21 protein-coding genes, 2 pseudogenes and 1 riboswitch are annotated in these 21,842 nt (G+C 67.9%); of the genes and pseudogenes, 7 read left to right on the plus strand and 16 right to left on the minus strand.

Features of this window, described 5'->3' with window-relative positions:
• Positions 1-35 precede the first annotated feature (35 nt).
• From ID132_RS15465 to pepN, 4 genes and pseudogenes are all read left to right on the plus strand, one after another.
• On the plus strand, positions 36-317 hold the full coding sequence (locus tag ID132_RS15465) for a histidine kinase (protein WP_459562428.1): 282 nt from the start codon (positions 36-38) through the stop codon (positions 315-317).
• Between the two features lie 124 nt (positions 318-441).
• Positions 442-498 (plus strand): annotated as a pseudogene (locus ID132_RS15120) (hypothetical protein); the annotation flags it as partial.
• 237 nt (positions 499-735) lie between these two features.
• Positions 736-1,350 carry a response regulator gene (locus ID132_RS03800; RefSeq protein ID WP_193127888.1) on the plus strand — a complete coding sequence of 205 codons (615 nt, stop codon included), beginning with the start codon at positions 736-738 and terminating at the stop codon, positions 1,348-1,350.
• Positions 1,351-1,412: 62 nt separating this feature from the next.
• Positions 1,413-3,959, plus strand: coding sequence for an aminopeptidase N (pepN, locus tag ID132_RS03805; protein WP_193127889.1), 2,547 nt, complete (start codon positions 1,413-1,415; stop codon positions 3,957-3,959).
• 63 nt (positions 3,960-4,022) lie between these two features.
• Here the strand turns inward: pepN and ID132_RS03810 are convergent, their stop codons facing one another.
• Together ID132_RS03810 and ID132_RS03815 are read right to left on the minus strand one after the other, a co-directional pair.
• Positions 4,023-5,186, minus strand: a complete 1,164-nt coding sequence (locus ID132_RS03810; RefSeq protein WP_193127890.1) for a YeiH family protein — start codon at positions 5,184-5,186, stop codon at positions 4,023-4,025.
• Positions 5,186-5,365 carry a hypothetical protein gene (locus tag ID132_RS03815; protein ID WP_125106480.1) on the minus strand — a complete coding sequence of 60 codons (180 nt, stop codon included), beginning with the start codon at positions 5,363-5,365 and terminating at the stop codon, positions 5,186-5,188. Before ID132_RS03815 ends, ID132_RS03810 begins: the two co-directional genes overlap by 1 nt.
• A 137-nt stretch (positions 5,366-5,502) precedes the next feature.
• Between ID132_RS03815 and ID132_RS03820 the strand changes: the two genes are divergently transcribed.
• Positions 5,503-6,432 carry a mechanosensitive ion channel family protein gene (locus ID132_RS03820; RefSeq protein ID WP_125106481.1) on the plus strand — a complete coding sequence of 310 codons (930 nt, stop codon included), beginning with the start codon at positions 5,503-5,505 and terminating at the stop codon, positions 6,430-6,432.
• Here ID132_RS03820 and ID132_RS03825 read toward each other — a convergent pair.
• Entirely contained in the window at positions 6,429-7,247 is an 819-nt protein-coding gene (locus ID132_RS03825; RefSeq protein ID WP_125106482.1) for an SDR family NAD(P)-dependent oxidoreductase, read from the minus strand. The genes ID132_RS03820 and ID132_RS03825 overlap by 4 nt on opposite strands.
• Positions 7,248-7,302: 55 nt before the next feature.
• Between ID132_RS03825 and ID132_RS03830 the strand changes: the two genes are divergently transcribed.
• Positions 7,303-7,707, plus strand: coding sequence for a globin (locus tag ID132_RS03830; RefSeq protein WP_125106483.1), 405 nt, complete (start codon positions 7,303-7,305; stop codon positions 7,705-7,707).
• A 64-nt stretch (positions 7,708-7,771) separates the two neighbouring features.
• Here ID132_RS03830 and ID132_RS03835 read toward each other — a convergent pair whose 3' ends face one another.
• Positions 7,772-8,878, minus strand: coding sequence for an NAD(P)-dependent alcohol dehydrogenase (locus ID132_RS03835; RefSeq protein ID WP_125106484.1), 1,107 nt, complete (start codon positions 8,876-8,878; stop codon positions 7,772-7,774).
• A gap of 77 nt (positions 8,879-8,955) precedes the next feature.
• The gene (locus tag ID132_RS03840) at positions 8,956-9,531 is read right to left on the minus strand and encodes a hypothetical protein (protein WP_125106485.1); all 576 of its coding nucleotides are present in this window, start codon (positions 9,529-9,531) and stop codon (positions 8,956-8,958) included.
• 148 nt (positions 9,532-9,679) lie between these two features.
• Here ID132_RS03840 and ID132_RS03845 point away from each other — a divergent pair, with 148 nt between their 5' ends.
• Entirely contained in the window at positions 9,680-10,243 is a 564-nt protein-coding gene (locus ID132_RS03845; protein ID WP_235988281.1) for a rhomboid family intramembrane serine protease, read from the plus strand.
• Here ID132_RS03845 and ID132_RS03850 read toward each other — a convergent pair.
• The 11 genes and pseudogenes from ID132_RS03850 to ID132_RS03900 all read right to left on the minus strand — a co-directional run bounded on the left by ID132_RS03850 (position 10,149) and on the right by ID132_RS03900 (position 21,717).
• Positions 10,149-10,820: an ABC transporter ATP-binding protein gene (locus tag ID132_RS03850; protein ID WP_241209105.1), complete on the minus strand. Its 672-nt coding sequence runs from the start codon at positions 10,818-10,820 to the stop codon at positions 10,149-10,151. The two genes, ID132_RS03845 and ID132_RS03850, sit on opposite strands and share 95 nt — an antisense overlap.
• Positions 10,817-12,460, minus strand: coding sequence for an ABC transporter permease (locus ID132_RS03855; RefSeq protein ID WP_125106488.1), 1,644 nt, complete (start codon positions 12,458-12,460; stop codon positions 10,817-10,819). The genes ID132_RS03850 and ID132_RS03855 overlap by 4 nt, the downstream gene beginning before the upstream one ends.
• Positions 12,447-13,364 carry a thiamine ABC transporter substrate-binding protein gene (locus ID132_RS03860; protein WP_235988282.1) on the minus strand — a complete coding sequence of 306 codons (918 nt, stop codon included), beginning with the start codon at positions 13,362-13,364 and terminating at the stop codon, positions 12,447-12,449. The genes ID132_RS03855 and ID132_RS03860 overlap by 14 nt, the downstream gene beginning before the upstream one ends.
• Before the next feature lie 183 nt (positions 13,365-13,547).
• A riboswitch (TPP riboswitch) is annotated at positions 13,548-13,651 on the minus strand.
• A gap of 37 nt (positions 13,652-13,688) precedes the next feature.
• Positions 13,689-15,035, minus strand: a complete 1,347-nt coding sequence (gdhA, locus tag ID132_RS03865; protein WP_193127905.1) for an NADP-specific glutamate dehydrogenase — start codon at positions 15,033-15,035, stop codon at positions 13,689-13,691.
• Between the two features lie 49 nt (positions 15,036-15,084).
• Positions 15,085-15,822, minus strand: a complete 738-nt coding sequence (locus ID132_RS03870) for a hypothetical protein (protein ID WP_193127891.1) — start codon at positions 15,820-15,822, stop codon at positions 15,085-15,087.
• Positions 15,819-16,355, minus strand: a complete 537-nt coding sequence (locus ID132_RS03875; protein WP_193127892.1) for an acyl-CoA thioesterase — start codon at positions 16,353-16,355, stop codon at positions 15,819-15,821. The genes ID132_RS03870 and ID132_RS03875 overlap by 4 nt, the downstream gene beginning before the upstream one ends.
• The gene (ettA, locus tag ID132_RS03880; RefSeq protein ID WP_193127893.1) at positions 16,355-18,034 is read right to left on the minus strand and encodes an energy-dependent translational throttle protein EttA; all 1,680 of its coding nucleotides are present in this window, start codon (positions 18,032-18,034) and stop codon (positions 16,355-16,357) included. The genes ID132_RS03875 and ettA overlap by 1 nt, the downstream gene beginning before the upstream one ends.
• A gap of 14 nt (positions 18,035-18,048) precedes the next feature.
• Positions 18,049-18,510: a DUF6993 domain-containing protein gene (locus tag ID132_RS03885; RefSeq protein WP_125106493.1), complete on the minus strand. Its 462-nt coding sequence runs from the start codon at positions 18,508-18,510 to the stop codon at positions 18,049-18,051.
• A 513-nt stretch (positions 18,511-19,023) separates the two neighbouring features.
• The gene (locus ID132_RS03890) at positions 19,024-19,473 is read right to left on the minus strand and encodes a single-stranded DNA-binding protein (RefSeq protein ID WP_125106494.1); all 450 of its coding nucleotides are present in this window, start codon (positions 19,471-19,473) and stop codon (positions 19,024-19,026) included.
• Positions 19,474-19,584: 111 nt separating this feature from the next.
• Positions 19,585-20,931: an acyltransferase family protein gene (locus ID132_RS03895; protein ID WP_193127894.1), complete on the minus strand. Its 1,347-nt coding sequence runs from the start codon at positions 20,929-20,931 to the stop codon at positions 19,585-19,587.
• Between the two features lie 82 nt (positions 20,932-21,013).
• Positions 21,014-21,717, minus strand: a pseudogene (locus ID132_RS03900) (response regulator).
• Between the last annotated feature and the right edge of the window lie 125 nt (positions 21,718-21,842).

The following is a 21,842-nucleotide window of genomic DNA, read 5'->3' on the forward strand; positions in this document are numbered from 1 at the left end:
CGATCGCCGCGATCGCGGTGATGTGGGGCTACCGCATGCTCGTGCGCTCTGCCGACGAGAACGCGAGCCTCGTCACTGAGCTGCGCGAGACGCAGGCGGCCCTCGCCGCGACCGAGCGTGAGGCGGGCCGAGGCGCCGAACGCGCCCGGCTCGCCCGAGACCTCCATGACACCACCGCCCAGCACCTGTCGAGCATCCGGCTGCTCGCCTCGAGCGGCGCCAGCCTCACCGACATCGAGCGCACCTCGGGCGAGGCCCTGCGCGAGGTGCGCGGCNATCATCGCCGACCTCACCCCGCCCGAACTGCGCGACGTTGACCTCGCGGCGGCGCTCGACCGCCTCGCCGCGGCGCGCCCGGGTGTCAGCTTCCGTGCCTCCGGTGACGCGTGGCCGCTCAGCGTCGGCGCGAGCACCGCCCTGCTGCGGGTCACGCAGGAGGCGCTGAACAACGCCGAGACCCACGGCCAGGCCGCGCACATCGCGGTGCGTCTGCAGTTTGCCGACGACGCCGTCAGCGTCGAGGTCGATGACGACGGTGTCGGCTTCGATGCCGAGCGCTGGTTCGAGCAGCCCGAGCTCGCCGCGGCNACGCCCCGACGGCAGCGGCACCGGGCTGCGCGGTCTGCAGGCCCGCCTGCGCGAGCTCGGCGGCTTCGTCTCGGTCGTCGCCGACCCCGGCGAGGGCACGCTCGTGCGCGCCGAGCTCCCCCGCTCCGCCGCCGAATCGAGGCCCTCATGACCCGCGTGCTCATCTGCGACGACCACCCGATCGTGCGCGCCGGCCTGCGCGCCGTGCTCGAGCACGCCGACGGTCTCGACGTCATCGGCGAGGCCGCGAGCGCCGACGAAGCCGTCGCCCTCGCGCCGGACGCCGACGTCGTCACGATGGACCTTCGCCTCGGCGACGGCGGCGACGGGGTCGACGCGACCGCGCGCATCCGGGCCCTGCCCTCGCCGCCCGCCGTGCTCATCCTCACCAACTACGACACCGACAACCACATCCTCACCGCCATCGAGGCCGGGGCGTGCGGCTACCTGCTCAAGGATGCGCCGCCCGAGCGACTCGTGCGCGCCGTGCAGCGTGCTGCGGCGGGCGAGAACGTCATGGACGCCGACATTCTCGAACGGCTCGTCGGCACCCTGCGCGCGCCCCGCATCCACCTCACCCCGCGCGAGGCCGACGTGCTGCGCCAACTCGCGACCGGCGCGAGGAATCAGACGATCGGCGAGCGCCTGCACCTCAGCCCGACGACGGTGAAAAGCCACCTCGCCGCGATCTACGGCAAGCTCGGCGTCTCGAGCCGCACGGCCGCCGTGAGTCGGGCGCGCGAACAGGGCCTGCTCGACTGACCGCACTAGGCTGGTCGGGTTGCCAAAAGCGGCACTCAATACAACTGAACGAAAGGACGCACATGCCGGGCGAAAACCTCACCCGAGTCGAAGCCGACGAGCGTGCAGACCTCATCGCGGTCGACCACTACGACGTGGCGCTTGACCTGACGACTTCGGACACGACGTTCCGCACCATCACGAAGGTCACCTTCTCTGCCACGGCCGGCTCGTCGAGCTTCATCGACGCCATCACCGCGACCGTGCACCGCATCGAGCTCAACGGCGAATCGCTCGACCCCGCCCAGCACGCCGACGGCGTGCGCATCGCGCTGCCGAACCTCGCCGAGCGCAACGAGCTGCTCGTTGAAGCTGACATGTTCTACATGAACACCGGCGAGGGTCTGCACCGTTTCGTCGACCCCGCCGACGGCGAGGTCTACCTCTACTCGCAGTTCGAGGTGCCCGACGCGCGTCGCATGTACCCGAACTTCGAGCAGCCGAACCTCAAGGCGACGTTCGCGTTCACCGTCACCGCGCCCGCGGCGTGGAAGGTTGTGTCGAACCAGCCGATCGCGCAGCGCACCGAGCTCGGCGAGGGCGTCGNGAAGTGGGAGTTCGAGACCACCGCACGCATCTCGAGCTACATCACCGCGCTCGTCGCAGGCCCGTACCAGGAGTGGACCGACGAGCTCACCTCGTCGGACGGCCGCACGATTCCGCTCGGCGTATTCAGCCGCGCCTCGCTCGGCGAGTTCATGGACCCGGAGTACATCTTCGACATCACGAAGCGCGGCTTCGAGTTCTACGAGCGCGAGTTCGGCGTGCCGTACCCGTTCGACAAGTACGACCAGCTGTTTGTGCCCGAGTACAACATGGGCGCGATGGAGAACGCGGGCTGCGTCACCTTCACTGAAACGTACGTCTTCCGCTCAAAGGTGGCGGATGCGGTGCGCGAGCGCCGCGTCGTCACCATCCTGCACGAGCTCGGCCACATGTGGTTCGGCGACCTCGTCACGATGAACTGGTGGAACGACCTCTGGCTCAACGAGTCGTTCGCCGAGTTCATCTCGACGCTCGCGACCGCCGAGGCGACTGAGTGGACGAACAACTGGGTCACCTTCCTCGCCTCCGAGAAGACCTGGGCCTACCGCCAGGACCAGCTGCCCTCGACGCACCCGATCGTCGCCGAGATCCGCGATCTTGACGACGTGCAGGTGAACTTCGACGGCATCACCTACGCCAAGGGCGGTTCGGTGCTGAAGCAGCTGTTCTTCTGGGTCGGCCGCGAGGCGTTCTTCAAGGGCGTCAACGCGTACTTCACGAAGCACGCCTTCGGCAACACCGAACTGCGCGACCTGCTCGTTGAGCTCGAGGCGGCCTCGGGCCGCGACCTCAAGGACTGGTCGCAGAAGTGGCTCGAGACGGCCGGTGTGAACACGCTGCGCCCGAAGATCGAGGTCGACGCCGAGGGCGTCGTCACGAAGTTCGTCATCGAGCAGACGGCGACCGCCGACTACCCGACGCTGCGCCCGCACCGCCTCGGTGTTGGCCTCTACGACCTCAGCGACTCGGGCGACCTCGTGCGCCGCGAGCACCTCGAGCTCGACGTCGACGGCGCCGAGACCGACGTGACCGAGCTCGTCGGCAAGGTGCGCGGCGACCTCGTGCTCGTCAACGATGAGGACCTCGCGTACGCAAAGATTCGCTTCGACGAGCAGTCGCTCGCGACCGCCCTCGCGCACGCCTCGAACATCGGCGACCCGATGGCGCGCGGCCTCGTGCTCGCGAGCCTGTGGGATGCAACGCGCGACGGCGAGCTGCCCGTGGCCGACTTTATCCAACACCTGCTCACCTCGGTCGAGCACGAGACCGAGTCGACGACGCGTCGTCAGCAGCTCGGCCAGCTCGTGGTCGCCGCCCGCCGCTTCACGCCGAAGGCGCAGCGCCAGGCGACGGTTGAGGGGGTGGCCGACCGCCTGCTCGAGCTTGCGAAGGGCGCCGAGCCAGGCTCAGATGCGCAGTTCGCGTTCGTCCGTTCGTTCAGTGACTTCGCCGCGACCGACGCGCAGCTCGACGCCGTGCAGGCGCTGCTTGACGGCAGCCTCGCGCTCGAGGGTCTCGAGATCGACACCGACCTCGGCTGGGAGCTGCTCACCGCGCTCGTCGCCGGGGGTCGGGCCGGCGAGGCCGAGATCGTCGCTCGCAACGAGCAGGACAAGACGTCGGGCGGCAACAAGCACGCCGCCGTCGCCCGCGCCGCAGCCCCGAACGCCGACGCGAAGCGCGCGGCCTGGGACCTCGTGTGGGTCGGCAGCGACCAGCCGAACGAGATCGTGCGCGCCACGATCTCGGGCTTCTGGCACGCTGACGACGAGCAGCTCGTCGCCTCGTACCTCGCGCCGTACTTCGCCGAGTTGCGCAGCATCTGGGATTCGCGCAGCTTCCACAGCGCGGAAGACCTCATTGAGGGCTTCTACCCCACTTCGCTGCCGAGCGACGAGGTCGTCACGGCCGCTGAGGCCTGGCTCGATGCGAATGCGGATGCGCCCGCCGCGCTGCGCCGCATGATCGTCGAGGGCCTCGACGACACCCGCCGCTGCCTGCGCGTGCAGGCCGCCGCGAAGTAACCGCTCGCAACGCAACAACGCCCGGCGCCCATTTGGGTGCCGGGCGTTGTTGTTGATGCCGCGTTACGGGAACAGCACGCCGAAGAGCAGCGATGACAGGGCGAGGCCCGCGATGAGGTTGACGATCGTGCCGGCGAAGAACACGAGCACCGGCTTCCAGCCCGCGTCGCGCAGCGCGCCGAAGCGGAACTCGAGGCCGATCGACACGAACGCGAGCGTGAAGAACACCGTCTGCAGCGTCTTCGCGGCGCTCATGCCGTTGTCGAGCCACGCGCCGTCCTCGAGGGCGGCCGGGAACGCGGCGGCGAGCATCGACACAACGAGCGAGGCAGCGATGAAGCCGAGCACGAACTTCGGGAAGCGCGACCAGACCTCGCCCCAGCCCGAGCGGGTGACCTTCATCGCATCCACGCCGGCCGGGCGGTCGACGCGCAGGGTGAAGTAGATCGAGAGCGCCACCGCGACGAAGCCGATGAGGGCGTTCTGAATCATCTTGATGATCGAGGCGTACTGCAGCACCTCGTCGCCCGCGACGGCGCCGGCAGCGGTCACGGCGGCGGTCGTGTCGATGTTGCCGCCGATCCAGGCGCCGGTGACGATCGGCGAGAGGCCCATGAGGTCGGCGAGCCACGGCAGCAGGAAGATCGCGGGCAACGCGAAGACGATCACGAGGCCGGCGACGTAGGCGAGCTGCTCCTTCTTCGCGTGCACGGCACCCGCCGCAGCGACGGCGGCCGAGACGCCGCAGATCGAGAGCGCCGAGGCGAGCAGCGCGCGCAGGTGCGGCTCGAGGCCGATGCGGCCGGCGAACCACCAGGTGAAGAAGAAGACGACGGCGATGAGCAGGAGCGCCTGAAGCACCGCGGGCAGGCCCATGTCGAGGATCACGGTGACGTTCACGCCCGCGCCGAGCAGCACGAGGCCGATCTTGATGAAGAACTCGGTGCGGAAGCCGCCCGACATGCGGTCACGAATGCCGAGCAGGGAGAGGATGCCGTTGAAGGCGAAACCGAGGATGATCGCGTAGACGGGGAACTCGATCGACTTCGAAACCTGGCCGAACCAGGAGCCTTCCGTCCACTCGGGCAGGTTCGTCGTGAGCACCTGGACGAGCCATCCCAGGGCGAGCACGAGCACGAAGCCCGCGAAGCCCCAGGAGGGAGAACCCTGCGGCTGCTCCTGCGCGTCCTCGTGAACGATGGGCTCGTTCGTATTCGTAGTCGCCATCAGAGGAACAGCCCCTTGATGTCGGGGATGACCTGCAGCAGGCACAGCCCGAGAATCACGAGACCGACGGCGGTCGCCGCCCAGTCTTCGTTGAGCGAAAACTTGCCGTGCGCATCCGGCGCTTCGACGTTGCTCGGCGGCACGTCGGCGTATTCGCCAGATTGGTTCGCCTGGGACATGGCGGCTCCTGTGTTACAAGATGTTCCGGTGACCTAACAATTCGTCATTGTAACCACGGCGCGTTGCTCTGGGGTTGCCCCGAGGTAACGGGCGATGCAGGATTTCTCACGCTTGGCGCCCTACGCTCGTTGACGATATGCAAGAGATTTTCGACAACGTCATCACCGCACTCGGCCCGTTCTGGCCACTGGTGCAGGTCATCCTCATCATCGTCGGCGCCTGGCTGGCGCACTGGTTGCTGCAACAGCTGATCAAGCGCTTCGTGCGGCAGATTGTCGAGGGGGTGAAGCGCAAGCGAGGCGCCGACGACACCCAGATGCTCGCGATTCGCTCGCCGCTCGAGTCGGTGCGCACCGTGCAGCGCACCCGCACGATCGGGCAGGTGCTGTCGAACATCCTCACCGTCGTCATCGTCATCATCGTGGTGCTCTGGTGTATCGGAGTCATCAGCCCGAGCTTCCTCCAGTCGCTCACCGTGCTTTCCGCTGCGATCGGTGCCGGTCTCGGTTTCGGTGCGCAGAAGGTCGTCGGCGACGTACTCAACGGCATGTTTATGGTGATCGAAGACCAGATCGGCGTCGGCGACGACGTCGACATGGAGTACGCGATCGGCACGGTCGAGGCCGTCGGCATTCGCGTCACCCAGGTGCGCGACGTCTACGGCCAGCTCTGGTACGTACGCAACGGTGAGATTCAGCGGGTCGGAAACTACTCGCATGGCTGGAACCGGGCGATCATCGACCTGCCTGTGCCGTATTCCGAAGACCGCGAGCGCGTTCAGCGCCTCGTCGAGCAGGTCGGCAGCGACATGTACGAAGACATCGACTGGATGATGAAGCTGCTCGAGAAGCCGAGCGTGTGGGGCCTCCAGACCCTCTCGGCCGACGCGGTCATCATGCGCCTCGCGGTGAAGACCTCACCGGGCGAGCGGTGGAGCGTCGAGCGCGAGTTGCGCGCGCGCATCCAGGATGCACTCAAAGCCGAGAATATCGCGCTGCCGCCAATGAACCTCGTGCGCTTCGACGGCCCCAACGGCATTGAGCCCCACCCGGCCGAGGAGGACTAAACCGGCGTGCCTCGGCCGCGGAAGTGATCCATGCCGTGGTTAAGACCGAACGCGTCGAGGATGCGCTCGGCGGCGGGCACCGGCACGAGTCGTGTCGCGTAGATCGTCGAGGCGAACGGCGGCGTGACGAGTCGCGCCCGGCCTCGCTCGATCGCCTTGAGGATCTGAATCGCGACGGCGCGCGGCTGCTGGATCGGTAGGAGGTGCGGGAAGCGCGTGGTCACCCCGGCGAACATGCCCGTGTCGATGTAATACGGGCACACGACGAGCGTGCGCACTCGCGACCCCTCGGCACGAAGCTCGTTGCGCAGCGCCTCGGTGAAGCCGACCGCCGCGAACTTGGACGCGGAATAGTCGGACTGCCGAGCGACCCCGACCAGCCCCGCGGCCGAGGCGATGTTGACGATGAGCCCGCGGTCGCGCCGCACCATGCCTGGCAACACATACCGGGTCGTCGTGTGCAGCGCGATCGCGTTCACTTCGTAGGTGCGGCGCACCTCGTCGCCGCTCGTGGCGGCGAAGGGCTTGCCCGTTGCGATGCCCGCGTTGTTGATCAGGATGTCGACGACGCCGAAGCGTGCCTCGGCCCGCGCCGCCGCGTCGGCCACCGCATCCTCATCGGTGACGTCAACGCGGGCGGTGATCACCTCGCTACCGAGCCGGCGCACCTGGGCCGCGACCCCATCGAGCTCGGCGAGGTCGCGATCCCAGAGCACCACCCCAGCCGCGCCGCGCGTGGCGGCGCCGAGCGCGAGGAGTCGACCAATGCCGCGCGCGGCACCCGTAATCAGCACGATTCGTCCCTGAATCTTCATGGGACGATGCTACGGCGGGCCGCATAGGTACTCGCCAACTGGCTAGGCTGGTGCCATGTCTGAGGCGCCGCTCCACACCCTCTATGACGAAGTCGGCGGAATGACGACCTTCGAAACGCTTGTGCGTCGCTTCTACGACGGCGTGCAGCAAGATCCGGTGCTCTGGCCCATGTACCCGGCCGACGACCTCGACGGTGCGATTTGGCGCCTGAGCCGGTTTCTCGGCCAGTACTTCGGTGGGCCGGCCACCTACTCGTCGATGCGCGGGCACCCTCGCCTGCGCATGCGCCACGTCGAATTTCATGTGAACCCCGACGCGCGCGACCGCTGGCTCACGCACATGAGTGCGGCCCTCGACACCATGAGCTTTTCGCCGATGGTGCGCTCGTCGATGGATGCCTACTTCGACCGCGCCGCGCACGCGATGGTGAACACATTCGAGCCGACGCCCGAGCGATAACCACCACGCGGAAAACGAGCAACGCCCCGGCCTGACGACCGGGGCGTTGCTCGTAGTGCGGTGCTTACCGTTCGAAGACGAGCACGGGCTTGATAACCTCGCCCGACTTCGACGCCTCGAAGGCCTCGTTGATCTGCTCGAACGAGAAGGTCTTCGAGATCTTCTCGATCGGGAACTTGCCGAGGCGCCACAGGTGCACGAGGCGCGGAATGAAGTCCTGCGGCACGGCGTCGCCCTCGACGATGGTCTTGAACGACCAGCCCTTGATGAGCGAGGCGCCCACCTCGAAGTTCACCTCGGCGCCGGGCTTCGCGGCACCGACGAGGCCAAGGGTGCCCTTCACTGCGAGCAGCGGCGCGGCCGAGCTCGTCACGGCGGGCACGCCCGTGGTGTCGAGCACGAAGTCGAGCCCGCGGCCGCCGGTGATCTCGGCAACGCGAGCCTCGACGTCTTCCTTACCCGAGTTGATGCTGTGGGTCGCCCCAAGCTCCTTCGCGAGCGCGAGGCGGTCGTCGTTGAGGTCGAGCGCGATGATCGTGGTGGCGCCGATGGCGGCGGCCGCCATGATCGCGGCCGAGCCGACCGCGCCGGTGCCGAAGACACCCACGCTTGCGCCGGCGCCGACCTGGAGCGAGTTGATGATCGCGCCGGCTCCGGTCGAGAGGCCGCAACCGAGCGGACCGAGCAGTTCGAGCGGGGCGTCGTCGTCAACCTTCACGACGTTGCGTTCGGTCGCGATCGCATAGCTCGCGAAGCTCGACTGGCCGAAGAAGTTGCTGCTGACGGGCTCACCGTCGCGGCTGATGGCGCTCGTTCCGTCGGTGCGACCGCCGCCGAAGTTGTAGGCGTTGAACTCGAGGCAGTACGCCGGCTTGCCGCCGAGACAGTTGTCGCAGTGGCCGCACGAGTTAAAGCCGAGCACGACGCGGTCGCCGGGCTTCACCGAGGTGACTGCGTCGCCAACCGACTCAACGACACCAGCGCCCTCGTGGCCGAGCACGACCGGGAAGTTCGTCGGGTACCCACCGTCACGAATGAACGCGTCGGTGTGACAGACACCGGTCGCGACGAGCTTGACGCGAATCTCGTTGGCACGCGGGTCCTCGATTTCGAGGGTCTGAATTTCAAAATCGGCGGAGGCCGCCGAAACGACTGCTGCACTAATTTGCATGAGTTCTCCTTTTTCCTGACAGGCGCCACCGTACTCCTTCTGCACGGGGAATGCATGCAGACTCGTTGATGTGTGTGTTAGGCGTCGCCGAGGCGAATCGATGAGTCGATCGTCTCAATCAGCGCCACGCTGTCGTCGGTGTCCGCGCCGGTAAATTCGACGGCGTAGATGGTGCCGGTCTTCTCGTCCTGGAGGAACCACCAGTGCCTGACCATCTCGGTGCCGGCCTCGGTCACGAAGGAGTGCTCGGCGGTGCGAGCGGTCACCGCGCCCGGATATGGCTGGCCGGGCTGCATCGTCGAGCCGGTGATGCCGTGCTCGGTCTCGGCGTCCTCGTCGGGCGCACTCACCTGTGAGACCGCCTCGGCGACGGTCGTCGCGTCGTGATAGTCGGACGAGAACCGCAGCGTCGAAGTCTCGCCACCCTTGTCGGTGCTCGAGTAGGCGACGGGATACACCTCGGTCGCGTCCGAACGGCTCACGTCCTCCCAGTTCATCGGGACGTCGCAGTGGAGCGCCGCGATCGAGATCGTCTCGGTCGCCATCGTCTCGCCCTGGCTGTCGGCCGCGCTCCATTGACTCGAGGTAGTCGACAGCGTCGGGGCGCAGCCAGTGAGGCACACAGCAACCAGCGCCGACAACGCTGTCACCACTACTCGCCTCGATTGCACCCCTAGACACTAGCAACACCTGAACCGATGCAAAAACGCATTCTGTTTGACTGGCTGCATGCGCGTGCACGAGCTGTCCCCCGTCGATTCCACACCTCGCCGCTGGCCAGCCGTTTTCCATCCGGCCTTCATGCTTGCCGTGATGTGGCTCGTCGAGATCTTTGACCGGATCTTCCCAGGTCAGTGGGAACGCTTCGGCCTTCGGGCATGGGATTATTCCTCGCTCCCCGGCATCGTGCTCGCGCCGCTGCTCCATAGCGAGTGGAATCACCTCATCGGCAACTCCGTGCCCTTCCTCGTGCTCGGCATGCTCGTGGCGTTTGAGGGTGCGGGGCGCTTCTGGCTCGTGACGCTCATCGTCGCGGTGGTCGGCGCACTGGGGCCCCTATTCCTCTCAGCGCCCGGCACCATCACGGTCGGCGCATCCGGGCTCGTGTTCGGCTACTTCGCCTACCTAATTACCCGAGTTTTCGTCGTGCGCGAGATGCGTCACCGCCTGCTCTTCGGCGTCGTCGCGGTGGTCGTGGCGCTGCTCTACGGCAGCGCCATGCTCGCCGGCATCTTCGCAGCCGGTGCGGGCGTCTCGTGGCAGGGCCACCTCACGGGCGCGCTTGGCGGGGTGGCTGCGGCGCTAGTGCTGCGAGATCGACCACGCGATCCGCAATCGTCGTCGCCTCTTGGCGGTCGTGCGTGACGTAGATCGCGGCGGTGCCCGTCGATTTGAGAATGTCGCGGAGGTCAACCGCAAGCCGCCCGCGCAGCTCGGTGTCGAGTGCCGACAGCGGTTCGTCGAGCAGCAAGAGTCGGGGCGTCACCGCGAGCGACCGCGCGAGGGCGACGCGTTGCGCCTGCCCGCCCGAGAGCGTCTGCACGGCGCGCTCCTCGTAGCCGGGTAGATCGACGAGCTCGAGCATTTCCGCGACGCGCGCGCGGCGCTGCGCCTTCGGCATGCCCGCGACCTCGAGCCCGTAGGCGAGGTTCTTCGCGACGGTGCGGTAGGGAAACAGCTGGCCGTCCTGAAACACGAAGCCGCAACCACGCTGGTGGGTGGGCAATTCGTTCACGAGTTCGCCGCGCATCCGCACCTCGCCCGCGCTGACCCGCTCGAGACCCGCGATGCCACGGAGGAGCGACGACTTGCCGAGGCCGGATGCGCCGAGCAGCGCGACGACCTCGCCGTCGGCAACCGTGAGGTCGATGTCGCGCACGGGCGTGCTGCCGTCGGGGTAGCGCACGGTCACGCCGCGCAGTTCGAGTGCCGGTTCGGTCACCAGGCACCTCCGATCGTGGTTCGGGCCGAGCGTGGGCGCAGGTATTCGCTGAGCAGCATCATGGTGCCGCAGATGACGGCCAGGAGCACCGACGCCGCGAGCGCCATGCCGTAGTTGTCGCCGCCGGGTCGGCCGAGCAGGCGAGCGATGAGGATGGGCAGGGTCGCGCGCTCGGGCGAGGCGAGGAAGCTCGTGGCCCCGAACTCGCCAAGCGAGGTGGCGAACGCGAAGCCCGCCCCGATGCCGAGCGCCCGCGCGAGCACGGGTCCGTCGACGGTGCGCAGGATGCGCCAGGGCGTCGCGCCGAGGGTCGCTGCAGCGTCACGCAGTCGCGGGTCGATGGCGCGCATCGCGGGCACGAGTGAGCGCACGACGAGCGGCAGGGCGACAACCGCCTGCGCGAGCGGCACGAGCGTGCCGGAGTGCGCGAGCTGCGGAGCGACGGCCTGGAGCGAGACCACGTAGCCGAAGCCGAGGGTCACCGCCGAGACGCCGAGCGGCAGCATGATCGCGAGGTCGAGCACGCGCTGGCCGGCGGCCGCGACCCCACGCACGCGCCGTGACAACAGCAGCGCGAGGGGAATGCCGAAGAGCAGCGAGATCCAGGTGGCGTCGACCGCCGCCTGCAGCGAGTGCTGTAGCGCGGCGAGCACGGTCACTCCCCCAGAGAAGCCGTCGCCGCTGCTCGAGAGCGCCGCGTAGTTGTGAAGGCTCCAGGCGCCGTCGACGCGCACCGAGCGGATGAGCAGGGTCGCGAGCGGCAGCAGCTCGAGACCGAACACCGTGAATGCGGCGATCACGGCGGCGGGGACGTCCTCGCGGCGCAGCGGCAGCTCGGGGTTGTCGCGAAGCTTGAGGCGCGACTCGGTGCGGCGGTTCAGCCGGGCCGAGACGACCAAGGTCGCGACGACGATGAGCAGTTGCAGGGTCGAAAGCACCGCCGCGGTACGCAGGTCGAGGAACACCGTGGTCTGGGTGTAAATCTCGGTCTCGAGCGTACCCGGCGCGGGCGTGCCGAGCGTCAGCACGATGCCGAACGCGGTCGAGCAGAACAGCAGCACGAGACACGCCGAGGCGACGATCGCCGGCACGAGCTGCGGCAGCGTGACGGTGAGGAACGCGCGCGTTGGCGACGCGCCAAGGGTGCGCGCCGCCTCGGCGAGACGCGGGTCGAGGCCGCGCCAGAAACTCCCCACCTGCCGGGCAACGACCGCGACATTAAAGAAGACGAGCGCGAGCACGACCGAGAATGTCGTGCCGTCGAGCCCGAGCCAACCGAGGGGGCCGGTCGACCCAAGCAGCGCCCGGAAGGCGACACCGACCACCACGGTGGGGAGCACGAACGGCACGGTGATGAGGCCGCGCAGCAGCGCGCCGCCGGGCACGCGCCGGCGGTAGAGGATGCTCGCGGTCGGCACGCCCAGCACCACCGCGCCGAGCGCGGCGGCGAGGGCGAGGCCGATCGTGTTCGCGAGCAGCTGCCAGGTGCGAGCGCTGGTAAGCACCTCACCGTAGCCGGTGAGGTCGATGCCGGAGTCGCTCGAAATGCCTCGCCACAACATGCTGGCCACGGGCCAACCGAAGAAGACGGCGAGGAACGCGAGAACTGCGGCGCCCGCGACCCAGCTAGCTCGCCTCATACAGTGTGTTCCACTCCTCCAGCCAGGTGTCGCGGTTGCTCGCGACCTCAGCCGCGTCGAGGTCGAGTGGCTCATCGACGAGGCTCGCGTGCTTGGCCCACTCGCTCGGCAGCTCGACGGCGTCGTCGACCGGGTACATGTACATCGACTCGGGCAGTGCTTGCTGGAACTCCGTGCTCAGCATGAAGTCGATGAATGCCTGCGCGCCGGTCGGGTTCTCGGCGCCCTTCGTGACGCCGGCGTACTCGACCTGGGTCGTGCAGCTCGCCTCGAGCACGCCCGTGGTGCCGCCCGATTCGGCCGGCGACGACGAATAGCTCAGCACGAGCGGGAACTCGCCCGCGCCCTCGGCTCCCGAGAAATCGACGTAGTAGACGTCCGACCAGCTGCCCTCGACCTTGGCGCCGCCGTCGAGCAGTTGCTGCCAGTAGTCCTGCCAGCCGTCGCCGTACTCGGCGATGGTCGCGACGAGGAACGCGAGGCCGGGCGACGAGGTGAGCGGGTTCGTCACGGCGAGCAGCGGCGCGTACTCGTCGGTGGCGAGGTCGTCGAGCGTCGTCGGCTCGTCGACGCCGTTGTGTTCGAACCAATCGTGGTCGATGTTGACGCACACCTGGCCCTGGTCGATCGGCGTGAGCTGGTCGCTGAGCACCAGGTCGTCGGCGGATGCGGGCAGGCTCGGCGAGGTGTACGGCGCGAGCACGTCGGCGTCGACCACGGTCTGCGCTGAGTAGTTGTCGAGGCCGTATACGCCGTCGACGCCCGGGGCATCACCCGCGAGCAACAGCTGGCTCGTCACGACGCCGGCGTCGCCGGGCGAGGTGATGACGAGGTCATAGCCGGTCGCCGATTCGAACTCGGCGATGAGCTCGTCGCTCACGTTGAACGAGTCGTGCGTGAGCATCGTGACGGTGCCCGGGGCGGACGAGCTCGGCTCGTTTCCCCCAGCACCGCCGACAAGCGTGCACCCGCTCAGTAGCAGCCCGGTCGCCACGAGGGCGGCGGTTGAGGCAAGTCGGGTAGATGATCGACGTAGCATTCAGTCCTCCATTCGCATGGAGGGCATCCGCGCGCGACACAGCGCCCGGATGGAGAGAACTCGACTTCCTTCGCCGGTACTAGCCGGATCAGGTTCGAGGGTCTGCCAGTGTGGCACTCTCAGCGCCGCTCGGCGCTCCCCTGTCGTTCTCGTTCATCCTACCCGGCTGGCGGGCAGGGGCGAATCGGCCTAGACGAGGCCCTGCGCGATCATCGCGTCGACGACCTTGGTGACACCGGCGATGTTCGCGCCGAGCACGTAGTCGCTCGGGGCGCCGTACTCCTGCGCGGTCGCACGGCAGGTCTCGTGCACGTCGACCATAATCTCTTCGAGGCGCGTCTCGGTGTAGTCGAAGGTCCAGCGGTCGCGCGAGGCATTCTGCTGCATCTCGAGCGCGCTCGTGGCGACGCCACCGGCGTTCACGGCCTTCGCCGGGCCGAACAGCACGCCTTCGGTCTCGCGCATGAGCGAGGCGGCGTCGGCGGTGAGCGGCATGTTCGCGCCCTCGGCGACGACCCTGAGGCCGTTGTTGATCAGCGTCTGCGCGGCGTGCACGTCGAGCTCGTTCTGTGTGGCGCAGGGCAGCGCGACGTCGACGGGTACCTGCCACACGTCGTTGCGGTTCTCGTGGAACTCAACGCGGTTGCTGCGGCGGTCGGCGTACTCGCTGATGCGGCCGCGCTCTTTGAGCTTGATCTGCTTGAGCAGGTCGAGGTCGATGCCGTCGGGGTCGTAGATCGAGCCCTTCGAGTCCGAGGCGGTCACGACGACCGCGCCGAGCTCCTGCGCCTTCTCGATCGCGTAGATCGCGACATTGCCCGAGCCTGAGACCGAGACGCGCTTGCCGTCGAAATCTTCGCCCTGGGTCGCGAGCATCTCGCGAGCGAAGAAGATGGTACCGTAGCCGGTCGCCTCGGGGCGCACGAGCGAGCCGCCCCACGAGAGGCCCTTGCCCGTGAGCACGCCCGACTCGAAACGGTTGGTGATGCGCTTGTACTGGCCGAACATGTAGCCGATCTCGCGCGTGCCGACGCCGATGTCGCCCGCGGGCACGTCGGTGTACTCACCGATGTGGCGGTAGAGCTCGGTCATGAACGACTGGCAGAACGCCATGATGTCGCGGTCGCTGCGGCCGTGCGGGTCGAAGTCGCTGCCACCCTTACCTCCGCCGATGGGCAGTCCCGTGAGCGAGTTCTTGAAGGTCTGCTCGAAGCCGAGGAACTTCACGATGCCGAGGTTGACCGTCGGGTGGAAGCGCAGCCCACCCTTGTACGGGCCGAGGGCCGAGTTGAACTCGACGCGGTACCCGCGGTTGATGTTGACGTTGCCCTTCGAGTCGATCCACGGCACACGGAAAATCACCTGACGCTCGGGCTCGCAAAGGCGGCGAATGACGTCCTGATCGAGGTACTCCGGGTGCGTCTCGAGCACCGGGGCGAGTGAGTCGAGGACCTCGACCACTGCCTGATGGAACTCCGGCTCACCGGCGTTGCGGGCGAGCACATCGTTCTTGAGCGTCTCGATGGTGGCGTGCATTGTGGTCAAGGTGTGGATCCTCTCGGTTATCGTCCCTAGCCTTTGCAGCTTACTGCGCGCTGGCGTAATTTCTGCGCCGCACCAGCACTTGGCCCGCGGCGAAGCCGAGGCGCCACCAGCCCGGTGCCGTCGAAAGTGTCCCAGTTTCTCCGGTGCGAAGAAACCCCAGAGCGTGTGCCGCGAAGGCCGCGCCCGCAGGCGGAAGCCGATCAGGAGCATCCTGATCGGCGATGTCGCTCGCGATCACGTCGTCGGGCAGCATGCGCGTCCACACATCGGTGCGCACCCGCTCGGCGAGCAGCTGGCCGAGTTCGTTGCCGGTTGCCTGCGTGATTTCGGCGATGCCCGCATCCGCGACACGAGTGAGCACACCGGCGTCGATGGTCGTGACGCGGTGCCAGCCGCCGAGCGGCGGTCGGGTACCGGTCCAGGCCTCGTGCAGCCGCTCGGGCGGGAGCGGGATGCTGCGGGCCTCGGCGTCGGTCTCGGGTTCGCGGGCGAGGCGGTCGAGCATGCCCCGCAGCGGCACGACGGCGTCGAAGTAGCCGTCGAGCCGGTCGGACTCGTCGGCGTCGGTCACCCGTGCGCTCAGCGCGCGCACGCCGATGACGAGCGGCGAGTTGGTGAGGATGCCCGCGGGCCGCAGCACCGGCACCCAGAGCGCGATGCCGGATTCGGCGACCTGTTGGATGCGCACGCCCGAGTCCTCGATGCGGCCGGCGCGGCCGAGATAGGTCGCGAGGTCGGCGCGGGCGATGGGATTGCCGAGTTGCAGGGTCGCGGTCATGCGCGCAGCTTCTTGTCGGCGCGCATTTCGACCCGGGGGCCGACGTACGGCTGCCAGGCGGCGCGTTCGGCGTCGGTCAGCCGACGTGGGCGACCGCTCGCGGCGTCAATGAACACGATCGTGCTGCGCGCAACGGTGAAGAGCGTGCGCTCGGCGTCGCCCACGGGGCTCCACACCTCGTACGACACCTCGGCCGAGGCCGCGCCGATCTCACTGATCCACAGCGCGATGTCGAGGGGACGATGCAGTTGCGGAATCGGCGCGCGGTACTCGATCGACTGCGCGGCGATGAGCGTGTTCGTGTCGGCATCCGCGCCGGCGTTGACGACGCCAAGCGGCCTGGGTGGTTCGCCACTTTCCGGCGGAACCACCCAGAACGCCTGCACGCGGGCCTCTTCGAGCAGCGTGAACATGGTCGCGTTGTTGACGTGACCGTAGCCGTCGAGGTCGCGCCAGCGCACCGGAATCGGCACGTGGTAGCGACGCTCGCCGTCGACGTCGCCGCTCGACCAGCACTGTGCGCCGCTCGACATTAGTCGCGCGTGAGCTTGCGGTAGGTCACCCGCGACGGCTTGGCCGCCTCGGGGCCGAGCCGCTCGACCTTGTTCGCCTCATAGCCCTCGAAGTTCCCCTCGAACCAGTACCAGTTCGATGGGTTCTCTTCCGTGCCCTCGTAGGCGAGGATGTGCGTCGCGACCCGGTCGAGGAACCACCGGTCGTGGGTGATGACCACAGCGCAGCCGGGGAACTCGAGCAGCGCGTTCTCGAGGCTCGAGAGGGTCTCGACGTCGAGGTCGTTCGTCGGCTCGTCAAGCAGCAGCAGGTTGCCTCCCTGCTTCAGCGTGAGCGCGAGGTTGAGGCGGTTGCGCTCACCACCCGAGAGCACGCCCGCCTTCTTCTGCTGGTCAGGACCCTTGAAGCCGAACGACGAAACGTAGGCGCGCGAGGGAATCTCGACCTGGCCGACCTGGATGTAGTCAAGGCCGTCGGAGACGACCTCCCAGACCGACTTCTCGGAGTCGATGCCCGAGCGGCCCTGGTCGACGTACGAGATCTTGACGGTCTCGCCGACCTTGAGGNCGCTGTCGAGGGGTTCGAAGCCGACAATCGTCTTGAACAGCGTCGACTTACCGACACCGTTCGGGCCGATGATGCCGACGATGCCGTTGCGCGGCAGCGAGAACGAGAGGTTGTCGAAGAGCACTCGGTCGCCGAAGCCCTTCTTCAGGTCTTTCGCCTCGATGATGATGCTGCCGAGGCGCGGCCCCGGCGGAATCTGGATCTCTTCGAAGTCGAGTTTGCGGGTGCGCTCGGCCTCGGCAGCCATCTCTTCGTAGCGCGCGAGACGCGCCTTCGACTTCGCCTGGCGACCCTTCGAGTTCGAGCGAACCCACTCGAGCTCTTCGGCGAGACGCTTCGCGAGCTTCGCATCCTTCTTGCCCTGCACCTGCAAGCGGGCCTGCTTCTGCTCAAGGTAAGTCGAGTAGTTGCCCTCGTAGGGGTAGAGGCGACCGCGGTCTACCTCGGCGATCCACTGGGCGACGTGGTCGAGGAAGTACCGGTCGTGCGTTACGGCGATGACTGCGCCGGGGTACTTCTGCAGGTGCTGCTCGAGCCAGAGCACGCTCTCGGCATCGAGGTGGTTGGTGGGCTCGTCGAGGAGCAGCAGGTCGGGCTTCTCAAGCAGGAGCTTGCACAGCGCGACGCGGCGACGCTCACCACCCGACAGGTTCGTGACGGGCTCGTCGGCGGGCGGGCAGCGCAACGCATCCATCGCCTGCTCGAGCTGGTTGTCGAGGTCCCACGCGTCGGCCGCGTCGATCTCGGTCTGCAGGGAGCCCATTTCTTCCATGAGCGCGTCGAAGTCGGCGTCGGGGTTTGCCATCTCGGCCGAGATCTCGTTGAAACGGTCGAGCTTCGCCTTGATGGCGCCGACACCCTCCTCGACGTTCTCGCGGACGGTCTTCTCCTCATTCAGCGGCGGCTCCTGCAGCAGGATGCCGACGGTGAAGCCCGGCGTGAGCTTCGCATCGCCGTTCGAGGGCTCATCGAGACCGGCCATGATCTTGAGGATGGTGGACTTACCGGCACCATTGGGACCAACCATGCCGATCTTGGCGCCGGGGATGAAGGACATGGTCACGTCGTCGAGGATGAGCTTATCGCCCACCTTCTTGCGAGCGCGGACCATTTGATAGATGTACTCGGCCATATGTTCCAGTCTACTTACCAGTCGATGTCTTGGGTCTTACCGATGAGGCACTTGCCAGTGCTCATGGGCTCGGCAACCATCGAGGCGTACCCCTTGCTGCCGCGCTGCCCGATGAGGCACTGGTCGTCGGGCATCTTGACCGACACGATGATGTAGTCAGCGTCGAGGTCGATGGTGGTCTTGTCGAACGTGACCTCCATCTGTGACTTGTCGAAGCCCGCGTCGACGAGGGTATCGACGAAATCGTGCGAGCTCGCCTTGTCGTTGTCGGCGAGCATGCCCTTCAGCGTCGCATCGAAGAAGGCCTTGTTCGCCTCGGCTCCCCCGTTCGGGTCAAACGTTGGCTCGGCGGTCTGCGTCGCCTGCGTCTCATTGGGTTCGGGGTCGGCGTTGCCGGCACAACCCGCGAGGAGGGCGATCGCTGCCACCGCGGTCACAAGCAGGCGGAACAGGCCGGGCGTCCGAGACGTGCGCACTCGCATCCTTTCAACGACTCTCTGGAGGCGATGGCCGGGAGGCGGCCATGACGAACCCACACTACTGGAGCGGCATGGCCGGTCCCTCCGTTGAGCCGCTGACTGCTCGGCCCAGCTGGAGCAGGTCGACTGTGGGCGCGGAGGTTGCGCCAGTAAATGTCGAGTCCATCCTCGATGATGCGCAGCTTGCCCGCCCCGATGCGCACGGCGGCTTCACAGCATCATGCTCCTGCCGACCGAGCACGGTGACCAGGCCCTCGCGCTGCAAAAATGCGACCTCAGCGTGGGGTGCGGCGCCGATGTGGTCACGCTTGCGGGCGTCGGTGGCAGGTCGTGGTGCGTCCTGCCACCGCTTCAGCAGTTGGTCTGGAGTGGACGTCAGCGTCGTGTCGGACATGGTGGTGGCGCGTACTTTCTGTTGGCGGTGTCGCCTCGCGCGGGTTGCGGAGGTAACTGCCACCAAACTTGGCCTGCCTCCAGCCCGGCCAGCAAGAATGCAGCGCCGCTACGCGCTCAGAACGTCGGCTCGACCACCGCGTCGGTAAGACCTGCCCACGCAGGCGGCGCCGTTACAGACTCGGGCTCGCTCGCCGAGGGGGTCTCGATCTGCTGCGGCTTCGGCCGCTGCGCATAGGCGAGGTCGCGACCGATGTGCGAGGCAATGACTTCGATGCCGTTGCCGGTCGAGCCGTCGGAGCGCTCGAAGGTCGTCACGCGCTGCTTTCCAGTGAGGATGACGCGCTGACCCTTGTCGAGCACCTCACTGGCGTTGTTCGCGAGCTTGCCGAAGGCAGTGACTGAGTACCAGTTCGTGTGCACGTCCTCCCACTCGCCGTCGCGGTTCTGGCGGCGCTCGGAGCTCGCGAGACGGAAGGTGAGCCGGTCGATCGAGTTGCCGGCGCCGACCTTGCGGAGCTCGGGTTCGGTGCCGATGGTGCCGGTGAGGGTGATGTGGTCGGTCATGATGCTCCTTCGTTCGAGAGTGTGCGCGGCCCGGCGCGGAGGTGCCGTGCGAGGTGGTGGTTCCGCGCCGGGACGCCCCCACAGCTTGCGGGGCCGCGCCAGCCACCGCAGTTACCGGCCGTCGCGCTGTGGAAAGCCGCGCATCCACAGCTCGCCCGGTTGCGGGGCCGGCTGAACGCGACCTGCGGGTTTCGGCGAGGTGAGTCGGTTGGCGCCCGCGATGCTCAGCGCGAGCAGGCCGAGCGCCGCGACGACCACGACGGGCTGCGCGAATCCGAGCACGAGCACGGTGCCGATGCCGACGATGCCGGCCGTGACGCTGAGCGTCGCGAGCGCGCGGTCGCCGAGGCGTGAGGCAGGAAGCGCGAGCCGGGGCGTCCAGCGCTCGAGCGGCGCGAGCCGAGTTGAGAGCGGGAACACGAGCAGCGCGACCAGCGCGAGCCACGGCAGGCGCGTGAGCCACCACGCGAGCGAGTGCACCCCGGGCATCGGCGCGCCGAGGGCGAAGCCGACGCCCACGAGCGTGAGCATGACCGGCATGTGCCAGAGATAGATCGTCATCGAACGAGGACCGAGCGCGTCCGAGACTCGGGTGACGCCGGGCCGGGCCGCGACGCGGTCGAGCCACGGCTTGCCGAGCCGCACAAGCCCGAACGACATCACCCCATAGAGTGCGAGCACGACATTCGGCGGGTTGAGGTTCTCGTACATGTCGGCCGACGAGCCGGTCGCGACGCAGAGCAGCACGCCGATCAACGCGGCGACGGGCAGCGCGACGCTCCCCCGCACGCCCGAGCCGACCCGGCCATCGAGCAGCAGGTAGCCGAGCTGATGCACGAACAACCAGACGAACGCGAGGTTTGCGTACCCGATCCCGGGCATCCCCGTCGCCGCCGCGAGCGCGTCGATCGCGACGACCGCGCCGGCGAGCGCGACGAGCGTCGCCGCGCGGTGGTGTTCGTGCAGCCAGCTCGTCACCGGCACGAGCGCGGTGACGCCGAGGTAGACGGCGAGGAACCAGAGGGGCTGCCCGGCGCGCAGGCTCGCCTCCGCCACGAGCTCGGGCGCGAGCCCGAGCTCGCCCGCGAACGTGATCGCAACGCCGACAACGGCGATCATCACGGCGGCGGGCACGACGAGCCGACGCGAGCGGCCCGCGACGTACGCCCGCCAGCCCTCGCCGCGCTCGCGCATCCGCCGCCACTGGCTGAGCGAGGCGAAGCCGCCGGCGATGAAGAAGAGCGGCATCATCTGCGTGACCCACGTGATCGGCACGAAGAATGACTCGCCGACGAGCGCGACGCTCGTGCGCAGCTCGCCGTTCGCCGCGATCTCGGCGCCGACCATGAGCGAGTGCAGCGTGACCACGGCGATGAGGCTCGCGCCGCGCAGCAGGTCGATCGCGCCGTCTCGGTGGCTGGCTCGGGGTGGGCTGGGCTTCGTCGTGATGACGGTCATGGGGTGCTCCTCGTCTCGATGTGCGAGGAACGTATGGCCGCGGTCGCGGGGCGCGCGCCACCCGTTCGGGTGGCCTAGGACCCTACCTTTGGGTCGAGTCGGGGGCGTCGCCCACCCGCACGAGGCCCGACTCGTAGGCGGCGACGACGAGCTGCGTGCGATCGCGCAGGCCGAGTTTCTGCAGCACGCGCGAAACGTGGGTCTTCACCGTCTGCTCGCCGAGGAACAGGTCGCCCGCGACCTCGGCGTTCGACATGCCGCGCGCGATGCGCTGCATGACCTCGAGCTCGCGGTCGGTGAGGTCGTTCAACCGCGCCGAGTCGCGAGGCGCGGCGGGTCGGGCCGCGTAGTCGGCGATGAGCTTCTGCGTGATCGCGGGCGCGAGCAGCGCGTCGCCGCCCGCGACGATGCGCACGGCCTCGACGAGCGAATCCGCCGTCGCATCCTTGAGCAGAAAGCCGCTCGCGCCCGCGCGGATCGCCTCGAACACGTACTCGTCGGCGTCGAAGGTCGTGAGAACGATCACGCGCGGATGCTGCTCGCCCGGCATGGCGAGGATCTGCCGGGTCGCCTCGAGGCCGTTCATGTTCGGCATGCGGATGTCCATGAGCACGACGTCGGGCTGCGTGCGGCGCACGAGCGCGGCCGCCTCNTGCCGTCGCCCGCGCTGCCGACGACGGTCATGTCGCTCTGTGCGTCGAGCAGCGCCCCGAAGCCCTGCCGCACCATGGCTTGATCGTCGACAATGAGCACGCGGATGCGGGATTCGGCCGGGTTCTGCTGCATGCTCCCCAGCGTAGGTCGGCCGCGGCTGGCGCGGGCTCCCCCAAAGGTAGTGGTCGCGATCACTCCGTACAGTGACGTGGACGCGGTGGACTCGCCCGTACGTTGCCGGGGCACGACACGCACGA

The sequence above is a fragment of the Gulosibacter sediminis genome (genome assembly GCF_014904065.1).
Classification (GTDB): Bacteria; Actinomycetota; Actinomycetes; order Actinomycetales; family Microbacteriaceae; genus Gulosibacter; species Gulosibacter sediminis.